The organism is Nonomuraea sp. NPDC003804 (assembly GCF_040610675.1).
GTDB lineage: Bacteria > Actinomycetota > Actinomycetes > Streptosporangiales > Streptosporangiaceae > Nonomuraea.
Window position 1 is genome coordinate 414615 of the sequence record NZ_JBEXMT010000001.1, and the last position, 17270, is coordinate 431884.

14 protein-coding genes and 1 pseudogene are annotated in these 17270 nt (G+C 71.3%); 10 read left to right on the forward strand and 5 right to left on the reverse strand.

What is annotated here, in order from left to right:
• Positions 1 to 72 precede the first annotated feature (72 nt).
• From ABZX22_RS01945 to ABZX22_RS01960, 4 genes are all read left to right on the forward strand, one after another.
• Entirely contained in the window at positions 73 to 1536 is a 1464-nt protein-coding gene (locus ABZX22_RS01945) for an alpha/beta fold hydrolase (RefSeq protein WP_354905061.1), read from the forward strand.
• 10 nt (positions 1537 to 1546) lie between these two features.
• The gene (locus tag ABZX22_RS01950; RefSeq protein WP_354905063.1) at positions 1547 to 2122 is read left to right on the forward strand and encodes a GNAT family N-acetyltransferase; all 576 of its coding nucleotides are present in this window, start codon (positions 1547 to 1549) and stop codon (positions 2120 to 2122) included.
• A 339-nt stretch (positions 2123 to 2461) separates the two neighbouring features.
• Positions 2462 to 4963: a DNA topoisomerase IV subunit A gene (locus ABZX22_RS01955; protein WP_354905066.1), complete on the forward strand. Its 2502-nt coding sequence runs from the start codon at positions 2462 to 2464 to the stop codon at positions 4961 to 4963.
• Positions 4964 to 5173: 210 nt separating this feature from the next.
• On the forward strand, positions 5174 to 8179 hold the full coding sequence (locus tag ABZX22_RS01960) for a glycoside hydrolase family 3 N-terminal domain-containing protein (protein ID WP_354905068.1): 3006 nt from the start codon (positions 5174 to 5176) through the stop codon (positions 8177 to 8179).
• A 179-nt stretch (positions 8180 to 8358) separates the two neighbouring features.
• Here ABZX22_RS01960 and ABZX22_RS01965 read toward each other — a convergent pair whose 3' ends face one another.
• Together ABZX22_RS01965 and ABZX22_RS01970 are read right to left on the reverse strand one after the other, a co-directional pair.
• Complete coding sequence (locus ABZX22_RS01965; protein WP_354905071.1) at positions 8359 to 8739, reverse strand: VOC family protein; 381 nt, start codon at positions 8737 to 8739, stop codon at positions 8359 to 8361.
• Between the two features lie 280 nt (positions 8740 to 9019).
• The gene (locus ABZX22_RS01970) at positions 9020 to 9328 is read right to left on the reverse strand and encodes a hypothetical protein (RefSeq protein WP_354905074.1); all 309 of its coding nucleotides are present in this window, start codon (positions 9326 to 9328) and stop codon (positions 9020 to 9022) included.
• A gap of 137 nt (positions 9329 to 9465) precedes the next feature.
• On the opposite strand from ABZX22_RS01970, the gene ABZX22_RS01975 reads away from it, so the two are divergent.
• The 4 genes from ABZX22_RS01975 (at position 9466) to ABZX22_RS01990 (ending at position 12101) form a co-directional block, all read left to right on the forward strand.
• Positions 9466 to 9963 carry a carbonic anhydrase gene (locus ABZX22_RS01975; protein WP_354905077.1) on the forward strand — a complete coding sequence of 166 codons (498 nt, stop codon included), beginning with the start codon at positions 9466 to 9468 and terminating at the stop codon, positions 9961 to 9963.
• 243 nt (positions 9964 to 10206) lie between these two features.
• Entirely contained in the window at positions 10207 to 10611 is a 405-nt protein-coding gene (locus ABZX22_RS01980; RefSeq protein ID WP_354905080.1) for a hypothetical protein, read from the forward strand.
• Between the two features lie 358 nt (positions 10612 to 10969).
• Complete coding sequence (locus ABZX22_RS01985; protein WP_354905083.1) at positions 10970 to 11254, forward strand: antibiotic biosynthesis monooxygenase family protein; 285 nt, start codon at positions 10970 to 10972, stop codon at positions 11252 to 11254.
• 220 nt (positions 11255 to 11474) lie between these two features.
• Entirely contained in the window at positions 11475 to 12101 is a 627-nt protein-coding gene (locus ABZX22_RS01990) for a hypothetical protein (protein ID WP_354905085.1), read from the forward strand.
• Between the two features lie 24 nt (positions 12102 to 12125).
• Here the strand turns inward: ABZX22_RS01990 and ABZX22_RS01995 are convergent.
• Together ABZX22_RS01995 and ABZX22_RS02000 are read right to left on the reverse strand one after the other, a co-directional pair.
• Positions 12126 to 12614: pseudogene (locus ABZX22_RS01995) on the reverse strand (hypothetical protein).
• 131 nt (positions 12615 to 12745) lie between these two features.
• Positions 12746 to 14800: a DNA topoisomerase IV subunit B gene (locus tag ABZX22_RS02000; RefSeq protein WP_354905087.1), complete on the reverse strand. Its 2055-nt coding sequence runs from the start codon at positions 14798 to 14800 to the stop codon at positions 12746 to 12748.
• A 246-nt stretch (positions 14801 to 15046) separates the two neighbouring features.
• Between ABZX22_RS02000 and ABZX22_RS02005 the strand changes: the two genes are divergently transcribed.
• Positions 15047 to 15277 (forward strand): hypothetical protein, encoded by a 231-nt coding sequence (locus tag ABZX22_RS02005; protein WP_354905090.1) that lies wholly within the window; start codon positions 15047 to 15049, stop codon positions 15275 to 15277.
• 306 nt (positions 15278 to 15583) lie between these two features.
• Here the strand turns inward: ABZX22_RS02005 and ABZX22_RS02010 are convergent, their stop codons facing one another.
• Entirely contained in the window at positions 15584 to 16279 is a 696-nt protein-coding gene (locus ABZX22_RS02010; RefSeq protein WP_354905092.1) for a GNAT family N-acetyltransferase, read from the reverse strand.
• A gap of 273 nt (positions 16280 to 16552) precedes the next feature.
• On the opposite strand from ABZX22_RS02010, the gene yaaA reads away from it, so the two are divergent.
• Positions 16553 to 17269 (forward strand): peroxide stress protein YaaA, encoded by a 717-nt coding sequence (gene yaaA / locus ABZX22_RS02015; RefSeq protein ID WP_354905094.1) that lies wholly within the window; start codon positions 16553 to 16555, stop codon positions 17267 to 17269.
• The last annotated feature ends 1 nt before the right edge of the window (position 17270 follow it).

Consider the following 17270-nt stretch of genomic DNA (forward strand, 5'->3'; position numbering starts at 1 on the left):
GTGAGTGAGGGGTGAGGATGTCAGACCCTGGTCCGATGTGCCGGGCCGCGATGCTCCGGCAGCGTGTCGCGCATGATCACACGTGCTCTGGTGAGCCTTGCCCTGCTCGGCTCCGCCACCCTCACCGCCTCCCCACCCGCGGGCGCCGCGCCGTACCCGCCTGCCGCCGGTCCGTCCGCCGCCGTGCGCCTGACGGCGGGCACGCCGACCCAGGACCCGTCCACCAGGGCGAACCCGACGGGGAGCGCTCCGCCCACCGGGCCGGCCGAGCGGATGGAGCGGTTGGATGTGTCCGTCCCCGTGGACTGGTCCAAGCCCGACGGGCGCACGCTCACCCTCAAGGTCGGCAGGTTCCGCGCCACGGGCCGGTCGGCAGGGGCGGTCCTCATCGCGTACGGCGGGCCGGGCGCGCCGGGGATCAAGCTGACGGAGTCCATGCCCCAGCTGTTGTCCGAGTTGCGCGCGCGGATGGACATCGTCACCTGGGACACCCGTGGCTACGGCGAGCAGTTCGAGGGCACCAGCACGGGCCTGCCGTGCGTGTGGACGCGCGTCCCGATCCCCGCCTTCCCCGAGGACGACGCCGAGTTCGCCAGGATGTCCGACACCAACCGCGGCATCGCCGAGGCGTGCCGCAACCGCGACCCCGAGCTGTTCGCGAACATGAGCTCGGCCGACCACGCCAGGGACATGGAGGCCATCAGGAAGGCGCTCGGCGAACCCCGGCTGACCTACTACGGCGCCTCCTACGCCGGCTTCTACGGCCAGGCCTACGCCCGGCTGTTCCCCGGCAAGGTCAGGGCGATGGTCCTGGACGGCACGTGGAACCACAGCACCGCCGACTGGGCGGCCGAGCTGGAGGCGACCGCCCGGCAGAACGAGCAGGCCATGGGCAGGTTCTTCGCCTCGTGCGAGGAGCGGGCGTGCACGCCGTCGTTCTGGCGCCGGCTCGTCGCCAGGGCCGACCGCTCGCCCGTCCCCGCCGGGGCCGGGGTGGCCTACGACGGTCGAGACCTGCAGGGTCTGGCCATGGCGTTCGTCCGGCAGGGACCGCAGGGCTGGCCTGCCCTGTCGGCGGCGATCGAGAGGGCCGCGCGGGGCGACGCGTCGGGGTTCCTGCCCGCCCGCGGCCTGCGCTATCCGGACGCGGCGACCGGCGTGACCGAGTGCGCCGACTGGCCGCGCTTCGCCGACCGCCGGGAGATGGCCGCGACCGTGGCCAGGCTGAACAGGATCGCGCCCGGCACGGGCACCGCCAACACGCTGGCGACGGCGACCCTGACCTGCGTGGGCTGGCCGGTGAAGGTGACCAACCCGCCGAGCCCGCTGCCGAAGGGCCTGCCGCCGCTCGTCGGCGCGGGCGCCTGGGGCGAGTCGGACGCCGTGGCGCGGGTGCTGGCCCAGGTGCCGGGCAGCGGCCTGGTGCGGCACGACGGTCCCGGCCACACGCTCTATCTGGGCAACGCGTGCGCCAGAGCCCACCTCAACCGCTACCTGGCCGACCTCGTTGTCCCCGCCAAGGGGACGACGTGCTGAAATATCGGGCGTGGATGTCATCACCTGGTATCTGGAACAGCGCTCACCCGAGGCGCTGATCCCCGCCAAACCGCCCAGGCTGCCGGTCGAGGTGGTGCGCGCCGAGGTGCCGTCGCCCGAGTTCAGCAGGTTCCTCTACACGGCGGTCGGCGGCGACTGGCAGTGGACCGACCGGCTCGGCTGGACCTACGACGAGTGGATGGCCTATCTGACCAGGCCCGGCCTCGAGACCTGGGTCGCCTGGCACCGCGGCACACCCGCCGGTTACCTCGAGCTCGACCCGCAGCCGGGCGCCCAGGTGGAGATCGCCTACTTCGGGCTGCTGCCGTTCGCGATGGGCGAGGGTGTGAGCGGGCACCTGCTCTCCGTCGGTACGGCACGCGCGTGGGACCTCGCCTCGCGCTGGCCCGACCTGCCCGCCACCGAACGCGTGTGGATGCACACCTGCACGCTCGACGGCCCTGCGGCGCTGGCGAACTATCGGGCGCGGGGGTTCGAGGTGTATGACGAGCGGCTGAACGAGCCGGGCGACGAGGACGAGGGCGAGACGCCTGGACCGTGGCCGGGCGCCCGCCGTCCCACCTGAGCCGCCGGCCCTGCCTGGCGAACCCCTCGGCGCCGACGGCCGGGCGGCGAAGCAGTCCGGCCACCTCTTCGCCGGCCGGCGAAGCAGTCCGACCGCCTCCCCCACCGGCCGGCTCGGCCGCGGACCGCCGCACGGGCCCGGCGGCAGCGCATGGGCTTCCGCGGCCCGCTTCAGGGCGGGTAGGGCTCCCGCGGTCCGTTCCAGGGCGCGTGGGAGAGGGGGCTGACCGGAGTGTCATAAGGGCCCGCGCGCCTGGGGCCAGGCGACTTTCGCCAGCAAGCCGGACAAACCCATCGCGCGAGTCGCGGGCACCCAAGATTCTTCGGCACAATGTTCGACATGGCCCGACGGACGACCACACCCCCGCCTGACGAGGACTTCGAGGAGCGGATCGTCGACATCGACGTGTCCGCGGAGATGCGCACGAGCTTCCTCGAGTACGCCTACTCGGTGATCTACCAGCGTGCGCTGCCCGACGCGCGCGACGGGCTCAAGCCCGTCCAGCGCCGCATCCTCTACTCGATGAGCGAGATGGGCCTGCGCCCAGACCGCGGCCACGTGAAGTCCTCGCGGGTCGTCGGCGACGTCATGGGCAAGCTCCACCCCCACGGCGACACCGCCATCTACGACGCGCTGGTGCGCTGCGCCCAGCCGTTCTCGATGCGCATCCCGCTGGTCGACGGCCACGGCAACTTCGGCTCGCCCGACGACCTGCCGGCGGCCATGCGCTACACCGAGGCCAGGCTCGCCCCCGCGGCCATGCTGATGGTGCAGTCGATCGACGAGGACACCGTCGACTTCAAGCCCAACTACGACGGCCAGGAGACCGAGCCCACGGTCCTGCCCTCGGCCTTCCCGAACCTGCTGGTCAACGGCACGACCGGCATCGCGGTCGGCATGGCGACCAACATGGCGCCGCACAACCTCGTCGAGGTCGTCGCGGCCGCCCGCCACCTGATCAAGAAGCCGGAGGCGACGCTCGACGAGCTGATGAAGTTCGTGCCGGGGCCCGACCTGCCGACCGGCGGCATGATCATCGGGCTGCAGGGTGTGCGCGACGCCTACGAGAGCGGGCGCGGCACCTTCCGCATGCGCGCCACGTGCGCGGTCGAGCAGATCACCCCGCGCCGCAAGGGCATCGTCGTCACCGAGCTGCCGTTCAACGTCGGCCCCGAGCGGGTGATCGGCAAGATCAAGGAGCTGGTCAACGCCAAGAAGCTCCAGGGCATCGCCGACCTGAAGGACCTCACCGACCGGCACAAGGGCCTGCGCCTGGTCATCGAGATCAAGAACGGGTTCATCCCCGAGGCGGTGCTGGAGGAGCTCTACCGGCTCACGCCGATGGAGGAGACCTTCGGCATCAACAACGTCGCGCTCGTCGACGGCGAGCCGCGCACGCTCGGCCTGCGCGAGCTGCTCAAGGTCTATGTCGAGCACCGGCTCGAGGTCGTCCGGCGCCGCTCGGAGCACCGCAGGCGCAAGCGCGAGGAGCGCCTGCACCTGGTCGACGGCCTGATCGTCGCGCTGCTCAACATCGACGAGGTCATCCAGGTCATCCGTGCCAGCGACGACTCCGCGCAGGCCCGCGCCCGCCTGATGGAGGTCTTCGACCTGTCGGAGATCCAGGCCGGCTACATCCTCGACACCCCGCTGCGCCGCCTGACCCGCTTCGACAAGCTGGAGCTCGACCGGGAGAAGGAGACGCTGTCGGAGGAGATCGCCGACCTCACCGACATCCTGTCCTCCGACGCCCGGCTGCGCCAGGTGGTCTCGGGCGAGCTGGCCGACGTGGCGAAGAAGTACGGCACGCCGCGCCGTACGGTGCTGCTGGAGTCGTCGGGCCTGACCCGCACGGCCGCGGTGACGCTGCAGGTGGCCGACGACCCCTGCCTGGTGCTGCTGTCGTCGACCGGGCTGCTGGCCCGCACCGGCGACGCCGCGCCGCTGGCGGGCGGCGGCGAGCGCTCGGCTCACGACGTGCTGGTCTCGGCGGTGCGCAGCACGGTCAGGGGCCAGGTCGGCGTGGTGACCTCGCAGGGGCGCATGATCCGCGTCAACGTGGTCGACCTGCCGACGTTGCCGCCCTCGGCCAACCCGCCCTCGCTGTCGGGAGGCCACCCGATCGCCGAGTACGTCGCGCTCGAACCCGACGAGGTCGTGGTCGGGCTGGGCTCGCTCGATCCCGACAGTCCCGGTCTGGCGCTGGGCACCGCGCAGGGCGTGGTGAAGCGGGTGGTGCCCGACTATCCGGGCAACCGCGACGACTTCGAGGTCATCGGGCTGAAGGACGGCGACACCGTCGTCGGCGCGGTGGAGCTCGACTCCGAGGATCACGACCTGGTGTTCATCAGCTCCGACGCGCAGCTGCTGCGTTTCCCGGCCTCGACAGTCCGCCCGCAGGGGCGCCCGGCGGGCGGCATGGCGGGCATCAGGCTCGACAGCGGGGCCAAGGTCGTCTGGTTCGGCGTGGTCGACCCGGCCGTGCCGGCGCAGGTGGTGACGATCGCGGGTTCGGCCACGGCGCTGCCCGGCACGCAGGTGGGCGGCGGCAAGGTGTCCGACTACGCCGACTTCCCGCCGAAGGGCAGGGCGACCGGCGGCGTGCGGGCGCAGCGCTTCCTCAAGGGGGAGGACGTGCTGTTGATGGCCTGGGCGGGGCCCGCTCCGGCCAAGGCGGTGTCGGCGGTCGGCAAGCCGGTGCCGCTGCCTGAGGAGATCGGCAGGCGCGACGGGTCGGGGCTGCGGCTGACCCACACGATCGCCGCCATCGGTGGAGCGCTGCGGTCGGGTCCCGAGGCGGAGCCGCCGGCACCGGCGGACGAGGCACCTCCGACCGCATAACCCTCGCGACGCCCCCGGACACCCGCTTGCCGAGCGGGAGTCCGGGGGCGTTCGCGTGCCGTGGCGACCAGCCGGCGGGCCGGACCCGGGCAGGCACTCGATACGGAGCAGGCCGGACGAACCGACCGGTCACCTTGACGCGCCCTTCCTTCACGCCTTGAATTCAGGACTGTGCGCTCAAGAGAGCGCTCTCTCATGCCAGGAGGCGCAGTGACCCCCCGACGCATCGGCGCCCTCAGCGCGATCGCCCTGCTCTTATCCACCTGCCTCGTCCCCGCCGCCGCCCAGGCGGCCGCCCCGCTGACCGTCACCGACTTCGAGAGCGACACCCTCCCGCCCGGTGTCGTCGCCTGGGGCAACGACGCGGCGTCCACGCCCACCCTCAGCATCGAGACCGACACCAGCCGCGTGCTGAAGACCGTCTACGACGTCGGCCAGTGGGGCGGATGGTCACACGACCTGTCCGCCGCGCAGGACTGGACGCCCTACGAGGGCTTCGCCTTCTCGGTGAAGGGCACGGGCTCGGGTCAGCGGATCTTCTTCGAGATCAAGGACGGCGGCGGCGGACCCGGCAGCTCGGAGCTGTTCGAGTCGTCGTTCACCGACACCGAGGCGGGCTGGCGGCGGGTCGAGGTGAAGTTCGCCGACTTCGTCAGGCGCGGCGACTACCAGCCGGGCGGCGCCCCCACCGACGGACAGCTCGACCTGGAGCGCATGTGGGGCTACTCGATGCGCCTCCCGGCCGCCTCCTCCGGCACCCTGCTGTGGGACGACGTCCAGGTGTACGGCACCGCGCCGCCGCGCCCGGTGCGCCTGACGACGAGCGCGCCCGTCTACCCGGTCAAGGAGAAGGGCGCGGCCCAGGTGGGCGTCGCCATCTCCGCGGTGCCCGCGACGGATCTGACCGTCCGCTACGCGACCGGATCGGGCACGGCCACACCCGGATCGGACTACACGCCCGTGGAGGGGACGCTGGTGTTCCCCGCGGGCTCGCCCGCCGGGACCACGAAGACCTTCACCGTCGCCACGAAGGCCGACGCCGACCCCGAGGCGGCCGAGACCATCCCGATCGTGCTGTCCGGCGAGGGCGTCTCACCGCCCGCCGACGACGCCGTCGTGGTGATCGACGCGCACGGCCTGCCGTACCTCGACGCCCGCAGACCCGTCAGGCAGCGCGTCGCCGACCTGATGGGGCGCATGACGCTCGCCGAGAAGGTCGGCCAGATGACCCAGGCCGAGCGCGGCGCGCTCACCAAGCAGGACGACATCGCCACGTACCTGCTCGGCTCGCTGCTGTCGGGCGGCGGCTCCGCGCCCGCCACCAACACCCCCGAGGGCTGGGCCGACATGGTGGACGGCTACCAGCTGCGCGCCCGGCAGACCAGGCTGCAGATCCCGCTGATCTACGGCGTCGACGCCGTCCACGGCCACAACAACGTGGTCGGCGCCACGATCTTCCCGCACAACGCCGGTCTGGGCGCCACCCGTGATCCGGCGCTCGTCGAGAGGACGGGCGCGATCACGGCCGAGGAGGTGAAGGCGACCGGCATCCCGTGGGACTTCGCGCCGTGCCTGTGCGTCTCCCGCGACGACCGCTGGGGCAGGGCCTACGAGTCCTTCGGCGAGGACCCCGCGCTGGTCTCGCGCATGGCCGCGATCGTGACGGGCCTGCGGAAGAAGGGCGTGCTGGCCACCGCCAAGCACTACGTGGGCGACGGCGGCACCGCCTACGGCTCCTCGACCACCGCCGACTACACCATCGACCAGGGGGTCTACACCGGCGACCGGGCCGAGCTCGAGGCCGTCCATCTGGCGCCGTTCGCCGAGGCGGTCAGGCGCGGCGTGGGCAGCGTCATGCCGTCCTTCTCCAGCGTCGGCGCCACCAAGATGCACGCCCACCAGGAGCTGATCACCGGGGTGCTCAAGGGGCGGCTCGGCTTCAAGGGCTTCGTGGTCAGCGACTGGCAGGCCATCGACCAGATCCCCGGTGACCAGGCGAGCGACGTACGCACCTCCGTCAACGCCGGCCTCGACATGATCATGGTGCCGTACGCCTACACCGCCTTCGTCGAGGCGCTGACCGCCGAGGTGACCGCGGGCCGGGTGGCGCGGTCGCGGATCGACGACGCGGTCGCGCGCATCCTCACCCAGAAGTTCGAGCTGGGCCTGTTCGAACGCCCCTACGCCGACAGGGACGGCCTGCCCGAGGTCGGCTCGGCCGCCCACCGCGCCGTGGCACGCACGGCCGCCGCCGCCTCGCAGGTGCTGCTCAAGAACGACGACGGTCTCCTCCCGCTGCGGCCCTCGGCGAAGGTCTACGTCGCCGGCTCCAACGCCGACGACCTCGGCAACCAGATGGGCGGCTGGACGATCAGCTGGCAGGGTTCGCCGGGGCCGATCACCCAGGGCACCACGATCCTGCAGGGCATCCGCGCCCGTGCCGCCGCCGTCACCCACTCCGCCGACGCCTCCGCGCCGCTGGAGGGACACGACGTGGGCGTGGTCGTCGTGGGCGAGCGGCCGTACGCCGAGGGCTTCGGCGACGTCGGCCGCCAGGGCCGCACGCTCGACCTGTCGCCCGCCGACCGGGCGGCCGTCGACAAGGTCTGCGGGGCGCTGAAGTGCGTCGTGCTCGTCGTGTCGGGACGGCCGCTGGCGCTGGGCGAGCTGTCCGGCGTGGAAGCGCTCGTCGCCTCCTGGCTGCCGGGCTCCGAGGGCGCGGGCGTGAGCGACCCGCTGTTCGGGGCCGTGCCGTACACCGGCAGGCTGCCCTTCACCTGGTTCCGTACGGCGGGGCAACTGCCGATCAACGTGGGTGACGCCGCCTACGACCCGCTCTTCCCCTACGGCTGGGGACTGCGGACCGACCCGGCCCGGCCCAGGCTCAAGGCGGTGCGGGACGAGCTGGCCAGGGGTGACGGCGGCTCCCGCGCGGCCGCCACGGCGCTCGGCGTGGCGCTGGGCTCCCGCCACTGGAACGCCGACGGCAGCGTGCGAGAGGCACGCGTGGTGCTGGCCTCGCTCGGCGTGGCGGCGACGCTGCTCGAACGGTCGAGGAGCGACACGTTCGCGCAGGACGACGCGGTGGTGTCGGTGGCCAGGGACGTGGCTCAGGCCGGCGGTCGCCGTACGGACCTGCAGGCGCAGGCCGACCACGAGCTGGCGGCGGGGAACCTGCGGAAGGCGGTGGACCTCCTGACCCAGGCGGCCCGCTGACCGGCCCCAGGTGGCTCTGACCGCACCGCCGGTCGCCCGACCGGCCCCAGGACGCTCCCGCCTCCGGTCACTGACCGGGCCCACGGCGGTCGCGTCCTGGCTGCCGGTCTCCTGACCTGCTCCGGGCGACCGCAGATGGACCGCCGGTCGCCTGACCGGTGGGGGCCGGGCGGGTTGGTTCAGCCGTCGTCGGCCACGCACAGGCAGAACGGGTGCCCGGCCGGGTCGAGGAAGACGCGGAAGTCGTCCTCCTCGCTCGGCTGGTACTCGTGCTTGGTCGCTCCCAGCGCGAGGACCTGCGCCTCGGCCTTGTCCATGTCGTCGACGGTGACGTCGATGTGGAACTGCTGCGGCATCTCGGCGCCCGGCCAGGCCGGCGGACGGTGGTCGTCGACCTGCTGGAAGGCGAGCCGGGGGAAGCGCCCGCCGTCGCTGACGACGACCCAGTCGCCGTCGTCACCGGTGATCTCCCAGCCGATCAGCTGAGCGTAGAAGGCAGCCAGAGCCCGAGGGTCGGCGCAGTCGATGACGGTCGAGCGCATCCGTGCGATTCCTGCCATGCGACTTCCCTGCCCGGCCGGCCGGTTCTCATGCGGCGGCCCGACGGCGACGCCGAGCCCGGGGCCGACGGCAGGCGGCATGGGCTGGAGAAGAGGTGCATCCCACGCTGAGAGCAGGCGACACAGACCTCCTCGTCGCCCGACCCGGGCACAGGAGGGGCGCCCGGGGCTCCACCCTGACGGCGGAGGGGTGTGCCCGGGGCTGAGGGCAGGGCGGCACGAGCTGAAGAAGGGGTGCCCGTGCCGGCGCGTGGATCAGGCGCGACCCTCAGCCCCGGAGTCAGGCGGAGGCGACGGCGGGCAGGGCCAGCAGGAGCTCATAGGGCTCGCTGCCCGCCCACTCGCGGATGAAGCGAGCCCCCTCCTCTCCAGGAGAGAACTCGTCGAACCCCAGCGGCCCGAAACATCCGGCCTTCTCCAGCATCTCGATGAGTGGATCGTCCTCGGGCAGGCTCCCCACGTAGGCGGCCGCGTCGAGCAGCGCGAGCGCGCATCTGGCGTTGCGCCCGTCGTCGGACACCTCGACCCGGTCCAGCCGCCGTCGCCCCTGATCGCGCAGGTACGCGGCGAGTGATTCGGTCCTACTCACGTCACCCTCTTAGATCACACACGGTGGGCTACAACATCATCACGCAAAGTGAGCAATGATGGTGGGGCGTTCGCCAACTTGCTCGCCAACCAGGACCCGGAAACCTTCACGAAACGGTCATGCGGAATCATCGAGACATGACTGCGTTCGATGACCTGCTCGCGGCGAACGAGACGTACGCGCGGACGTTCGCCTATTCCGGCCTCACCGGTACGGCAGCGCGCGGCCTGGCCGTGGTGACGTGTATGGACTCCCGCATCGACCCCCTTGGGCTGCTCGGCCTGCGCGCCGGAGATGCCAAGATCCTTCGCAACGCGGGCGCCAGAGTGACCGACGACGTCCTGCGCACCCTCGTCCTCGCGGTGTACCTCCTGGGGGTGGAGCGGGTGCTGGTCATGCCGCACACCGACTGCGGCATGGCGAAGGTCACCGACACCGACGTGCACAGCCTGACCGCCGCACGCGGTGTCGACACCAGGAGCCTGGAGTTCCACACGGTCCCCGACCAGGACGCGGCGCTCCGCCACGACCTGACCAGGATCAGGACCAGCCCGTTCCTGCCCGCCGGCATGCCGATCGGCGGCGCCATCTACGACGTCCACACCGGCAAACTGATGCCGGTCGAACTTCCCTAGCGGGAACTACCGGGCCAGCCGATCGGGCAGACTCGGAGCCTGTAGCCACTGGTGAGTGAGCACTCCCACCCTCCGGACCTTGAGTCCCAGGGTCAGACCGTGCCCTCACCGGTGGGCAGGGGTCTTGATCGCCGATGGGATGTCGTCGGCAGGCCCGACCCCCGCCACGCGGTGCCCTCCCGCACGCATGCGCAGGTACTCGAGGCGCGGTGGATCAGGTGGTCGGCAGGGTATGGCGCAGCTATGGCCGACCAGGTTGAAGAACGCGTCGAAGCTTCACGTGAGCGGGCTCGGCAACTTCGCGAGCGGGCTCGGCAGGCCGGTGAGCGCGCCGAGCAGATCGCCCAACGCCTGCAGGAGCTGGAGCGGAATCCGGTCGGCGGATGGGCGCACGGATCCACGGAACGGCAGGCCCGCGAGGCGGCAGCGCGCACCGTACAGGCCGCCTACCACGCCGCATGCGCCGAGGCGGCGGCTCAGGAGGGATATCGCCAGGCCGCCCGCGCCCACCGCCGCACCGCCGACCTGCACGACATGCTGGCCGCCGCACACATCGGCGACGCCGAATGGCATCACTACCGCGCCGAGCAACTTCGCCGAGAGGCCTGCGAGGACGACGAGCAGAGCGGTCTCTCCCACGCCGGTTGACCAGCAGGACACGCTCCCCACGCCGGATGACGAGCAGGTGTCCGTGGGGTCGCCGAGGCGGACTGCCCGACGGCGGACGACCAGCCTGGCCATCCGGTGACGGCCGGGCCGTTGCGCGGGCGCAGCCCGGCGGCCTGGTGGTGGCGTCCAGCCCTCTGGGCGACGGCTGACCAATCCCCCGGCGCAAAACCGGCGGCCTGGTCCGGGCGATCGGCGGTGCGGGCGACAGGACCTCCGGCGCGCCGGAGACCGTTCCCCCGAGGATCGCACCGGCTGAAGGGTCAGGGGCCGCCCCTCAGGAAGGGCACCGGCTCACGAGAAACCCGAACAGCTGCCCAGAGAAGGCGAGGAGAACATCGTGGTCATCATCTCCGGCAAGCTCTACGTGGCCGCCGACGCCCGCGACGCATACCTGGCCGACTGCCGCGAGGTGATGGAGCAGGCCAGGTCGGCCCCCGGCTGCTTCGACTTCGCCCTGTCGCCCGACCTGCTCGAACCCGACCGGATCAACGTCTACGAGCGCTGGGAGACCGACGAGGACCTCGAACGCTTCCGAGGGGAAGGCCCCAGCGGCGCCCAGACGGCACAGATCCGCGCGGCCAAGGTCAGCAGGTACCGTATCTCGGCCATCGAACCGGCTTAGAGGCCACGCGGATTGGTGCGAATGGAGGGTGTCTGCGGGCTGGGTCAGGACTTGCCCACCCGGGCTGCCGGGGTTCTCGAACGTGACGCTGCGTAATTGGACACATCATCGCCTTGTGTAGTTCTACGTCCCGCCGACCGCTGTCATCGGCCACGATCAGGCACCTACAGTTGTCGAGCCACGCCCACGTAGCCGTACGATCACCCGATCAAGGACCACGATGTCGATACACGAGAATCTGGCAATCCTTCGCCGCGCCGCCGAATCCGGAACGGTCATCATCACGGCGTCGGAGCCCGCCTCCGCCGAAGCCGTCCGCGACCGCGAGACAGGGCTGAAGCCCCATTTCGGAACCGTCGACTGGACGGCTCCGCCCAGCTACCGGGCTTTCCTCGCCGAGCACAACACCTTTGCCGGTAAGCGCTGGGACGTCTCATCCAACAGGTACATCGAGTTCGTCGTCGTCGGTGACGATGCCATCGTTGCGCTGAACTCCGATCTCGTGCATATGCCCGAGCAGGTGGACCGCGGCGACGGCCGGTGGCTGTCCACCAACCATCTGGTCGGCTTCGCCCTCGCCGACGCAGACAACGAGGCGGTCTGGTGCTTCGATGTCACCCAGCCGGACGCAGACGGCGAATACCCGGTCTACTACCACCACTACGACGATCAGGAAGGGCGCGCACGCTACGTTGAGGGCGGGGACTGGGAGGACCTGGCCAACTCCACTCCGGACTTCCCCACGTTCGCCGCCTGGCTGGACGCGATGGCCAACGCGTTCACCGCGCCTGAGCCACCGAGCTGGTTCGAGCAGCTGGGCTCTCCGGGCTTCTACCCGGGGCGGTAGGAGGCCGTACGGGTAGGGGTGCGATCATGGTCGGCGATTCGGGCGTCCGCCCCAGCGGTGAATCATCCATGCCTGCCGGATCAGACCGCGCACGGTGATGATCGTGTCGGCGAGGTCGAAGAACGCGCCGACGACGTCGGCTGGCGACGCCCTGCGACCTCGCCGCCGCCTGGTGCTTGGGTGATGGAGCCGTCGACGGCGATCTGGTCGAGGACGAGGCCGACGATCCGGTCGTAGGACTCCAGCGCGCTTGGGTTCGGCGAAGACGCCGAGCCGGATCCACTCGTCGCGACGGTTGCGGATCGTGGTGGCCGAGCAGGTCGTGTCGGCGATCGCCTGGCAGGAGCAGCCGAATCGCCGGAGCTGCGGCATCTTGTCGAAGACGATCCGGTCGGTGATGCGTGGGCGGTGGCAGCCCAGCGGATGGGTCGCCGCGCACGTCGGCCGCTCGGGCAACAGAGCGGCGAATCGGCCCGAGAGTGGTTCGGCCAGCCATGATGGACGTACAGGCACAGGTCTCCCCGGTGGTCACAGAGCGTCGCAACTCCATGATCGCCAGGACCTGTGCCTGTCTTACTGCCGGAGTAGCACCAGCACGCCTATCTGCGCGACCTCTTAGCCGCAGCCGGCCGGTCCGATGCGGCTCAGGCGTCGATGTGGTCGCGGTCGACCTCGGCGGCGCTGCTCACGATGAACTCCCTGCGCGGCGCCACATCGCTGCCCATCAGCAGGTCGAAGATACGCTCGCCCGCCTCGGCGTCCTCGATGCGCACCCGGCGAAGGATGCGGTGGCGCGGGTCCATCGTGGTCTCGGCCAGCTGGTCGGCGTCCATCTCGCCCAAACCCTTGTAGCGCTGCACCGGATCCTTCCAGCGCTTGCCGCGCCGTTCGAGATCGCGCAGCACCTTGTGCAGCTCGGCGTCGGAGTAGCAGTAGATGTACTTGTCCTGCCCGCGCCCCGGGTTGGTCAGCTCGATGCGGTGCAGCGGCGGCACCGCGGCGAAGACCCGCCCCGCCTCGACCATCGGCCGCATGTAGCGGTGGAAGAGGGTCAGCAGCAGGCAGCGGATGTGCGCGCCGTCGACATCGGCGTCGGCCATCAGGATGATCTTGCCGTAGCGGGCCGCGTCGAGGTCGAAGCTGCGCCCCGAGCCCGCGCCGACCACCTGGATGATCGCGGCGCACTCGGCGTTCTTCAGCATGTCGGCCACGGAGGCCTTCTGCACGTTGAGGATCTTGCCGCGGATCGGCAGCAGCGCCTGGAACTCCGAGTCGCGGGCCAGCTTGGCCGTGCCGAGCGCGGAGTCTCCCTCGACGATGAACAGCTCGCTGCGGTCGACGTCGTCGCTGCGGCAGTCGACCAGCTTGGCGGGCAGCGCGGAGTTCTCCAGCACGCTCTTGCGGCGCTGGTTGTCGCGGTGCTCGCGGGCGGCGATGCGCGCCTTGGCAGCGGCGACGATCTTCTCCAGTACGGCCCGCAACTGCTGCTTGGCCCGCCGCGGCGGGTTGGCGAACAGCTCCCTGAGCTCACGCGAGACGACATGGGAGACGATGCGGGTGGCGGCCGAGGTGCCGAGGACCTCCTTGGTCTGCCCCTCGAACTGCGGCTCGGGCACGCGAACGGTGACCACGCCGGTCAGGCCCTCGAGGATGTCCTCCTTGGTGACCGGGTCGTCGCCGTTCTTCAGCAGCCTGGTCTCGCGCAGCAGCTCGTTGAGTGTGCGGACCAGGCCGCGCTCGAACCCGGTGATGTGGGTGCCGCCCTTGGGGGTGGCGATGACGTTGACGAAGGAGCGGACGGTGGAGTCGTAGCCCTTGCCCCAGCGGATCGCCACGTCGACGGACAGCTCCCGCTGCACCTCCGTGGGCGTCATGTGGCCCTGGTCGTCGAGGACGGGCACGGTCTCGTGGAAGTGGCCGACGCCCTGCATCCGCAGGACCTCGCAGACCGCCTCGTCGCGGGCGAGGAACTCGGTGAACTCGGAGATGCCGCCGTCGAAGCGGAACTCCTCGGTCTTGCCCTCGTGGATGAGGACGAGCGTGAGGCCCGGCACGAGGAAGGCGGTCTGGCGCAGCCGTACGTGGATCTCGTCGATCGAGACCTCGGCGTCGGGCAGGAAGATCTGCTTGTCGGCCCAGAAGCGGACGCGGGTGCCGGTGGCGTCGGCGCGCAGCTTGCCGCCGTCGCGCAGGCCGGACTTCTTCTTGAACTTGGCGGTGGGCCCCGGACCGTCGAACACGCCGGGCACACCGCGCCTGAAGCTGATCAGGTGGATCTGGCCGCCGCGGTCGACCTCGACGTCGAGCCGGGACGACAGCGCGTTGACCACGGAGGCGCCCACGCCGTGCAGGCCGCCCGAGGCGGCGTAGGAGCCGCCGCCGAACTTGCCGCCCGCGTGGAGCTTGGTGTAGACGAGCTCGACGCCGGGGAGCCCCGACTTGGGCTCGATGTCGACCGGGATGCCGCGGCCGTTGTCGCGGACCTCGATGGAGCCGTCGTCGTGGAGCTCGACCTCGATGCGGGTGCAGTGGCCGGCCAGCGCCTCGTCGACGCCGTTGTCCACGATCTCCCAGAGGCAGTGCATGAGACCGCGGCTGTCGGTGGACCCGATGTACATCCCAGGGCGCTTGCGGACCGCCTCGAGGCCCTCAAGCACCGACAGGTGACGAGCTGTGTAACCCGCCTCCGCTACCGTCACTCCAGCTCCTCTGGTCATGCATCGAACACGTGTGCGTAGCTTACCGTTCTTCCCGCCTGTGCGCGTACAAGCTTGCCATCAGGCGACGTTTGGCGTTACCAACGGCGCGTCAGACGTTACCTTGGGCCATATTCCGCTCTGGGCGTAGCGACGCCGTGATTGGGAACGTCCAGGTCCGGTTAGATGTTGTCTCAAGTGACTGACGCCAGATCCTCGCTTCGGCGGGGGTGACCCGAAAGGCGATACGTGACTGGAGCTCTCGCCCCCGTTAAGCCGCTGACGGCCCTCGACCGTTGCGACCGTTGCGGCGCCCAGGCCTACATTCGCGCGACCCTGCCTGTCGGCGGGGAGCTGCTGTTCTGCGCCCACCACGGGCGTCAGCACGTGGCCGTGTTGCGTGAGAAGGGCGCCGAAATCCTGGACGAGTCGGCTCGGCTCAGCGCAACCCCCACATCCGCATCTCCCGACGAACGCTGACCAGGCATTCGTCTGCTGACATAACCACATACGGCATGAAGCGCAGGCGGCGGCCCGGTGTTCCGGGTCCGTCGCCTGCGCCTTCTCACGGGTGACCCCGCCCGCGGCAAGAGACCGGCATCCGCCCCCTGGCAAGCGCCCCGCTCCTCACGGCTCGCCCGCCAGGCCACCGCCGGTGACCCGCCAGGACGCCGGCACCCACACGCCACCCCGCCGGCACCCCACCGAACGGCCGGCATCCTACGGCGCGACCTGCCGAGCGGCCGGCGTCTTGCCGTGTGCCTCACACGACCGGGAACGTGTGCCTCACCGGACCCGGTAGTGGTAGCCGCCGTGGATCTCGAACCCCTCGCCGCGGTAGAACGCCGACGCCGCCTCGTTGGCGGCCGTGACCACCAGGTAGGCCGTAGCCGACCCCGCGTGCCGCACCAGCGCCCTGAGCACGCTGCGCGCCAGCCCGCGACGGCGGGCCCGCGGAAGCGTGGCCATGCAGTAGACGCCCAGCGTGTCGCCCTGCGGCACGCCGCGGCCGACCGCCAGCGCCACGCCGTCCTCCTCCACCGCCGCGTACCAGGCGGGCACGCCCGCGCAGATCTTCGCGGCCGCCTCCAGCCCGTCGCCGTAGCGGCCGTCGACCGCCCACCACGACTCCAGCCAGCCCTGCCATGGGGCGCTCTCGACGCGCACCTCGTGGGCGGGAGCGCCGAGCGGCGTGCGGGCGACCATGCTGTGCACGGGGTCGACCACGCGGTAGCCGCGTTCCTCCAGCACGGCGTCGAGATCCGCCGCCCGCGCCCCGATCGAGAAGACGGCGGGCAGGCCGCGGCAGGCGTAGAAGGCCTCCGTGGTCTCGAGGGCACCGCCGAGGTCGGCGGGCATGCCCGTGACCAGCACCGAGTTGGCGCGCTTGGTCACCCCTTCGGCGTGGCGGAGGGTCCAGCCGTCCAGCTCGACGCGCTCGAGCGCGGGCCACGCCCGGTCCATCAGCAGGTCGAGATCCATCCCGGCAGCCTAGCGGCGCCCCTCCGGTACGGCACGCGCGCCCGGCCCCGCCGCGGTCACCGCCGCCCTCCCGCCCGGACACGCCTCTCCAGCCGACCCACTCCAGCCGACTCGGGCCGACTCCAGCCCACTCCAACCAGGTCCAGCCCGCTCCAGCCCGCGTGAAATCGGTTCCGGCATACTCAGCCGGCGTCCAACGTTCCGGCAGACTCCGGCAGGCCCCCTCTGGGTGCGACGTCGCACGTCAGCCGCCCAGGTGGTAAACCCGTACCCGTGCTCATTCTGCTCCCGCCGTCCGAGGGCAAGGCCGCCCACGGCACCGGTCCCGCCGTCGGCGACCTGTCCTTCCCCAGCCTCGCCAGGCCGCGCACCCGCGTGACGAACGCCCTCATCAAGGCCGCCAAGCGCCGCGACGCCCTCGACGTTCTGGGCCTCAGCCAGGGCCAGGCCGCCGAGCTGGACAAGAACCTCGCGCTGAAGACGGCGGCCACGCTGCCGGCCGCCGAGCTCTACACCGGCGTCCTCTACGACAATCTCGGCCTGGCCACGCTGGACGCCGAGGCCAGGGCCAGGGCGGAGCGGGCTGTGGTGATCTTCTCGGGGCTGTGGGGCGTGCTGCGGATCACCGACCGCGTGCCGCCGTACCGGCTGTCCATGGGGGTCAGCCTGCCGCCGCTGGGCGCCCTGGCGACGTTCTGGCGGCCGCTGGTGAGCAAGGAGCTGGACCGGCTGGACGGGCTGGCCGTCGACATGCGCTCGGCCACGTACGCGGGCGCGTGGAAGGCGGGGGCGCGCGGGGTCGCGGTGCGGGTGCTGCGGGACGGCAAGGTCGTCAGCCACATGGCCAAGGCGACCCGCGGCGAGATCGCCCGGCGGCTGCTGGAGAGCGCCGCCGACCCGGCGACGCCCGATGAGCTGGCGAAGGTGCTGACCGACCTGGGTTACGCCGTGCGGCTCTCCCCCGGCCGGATCGACGTGGACGTCACCTGAC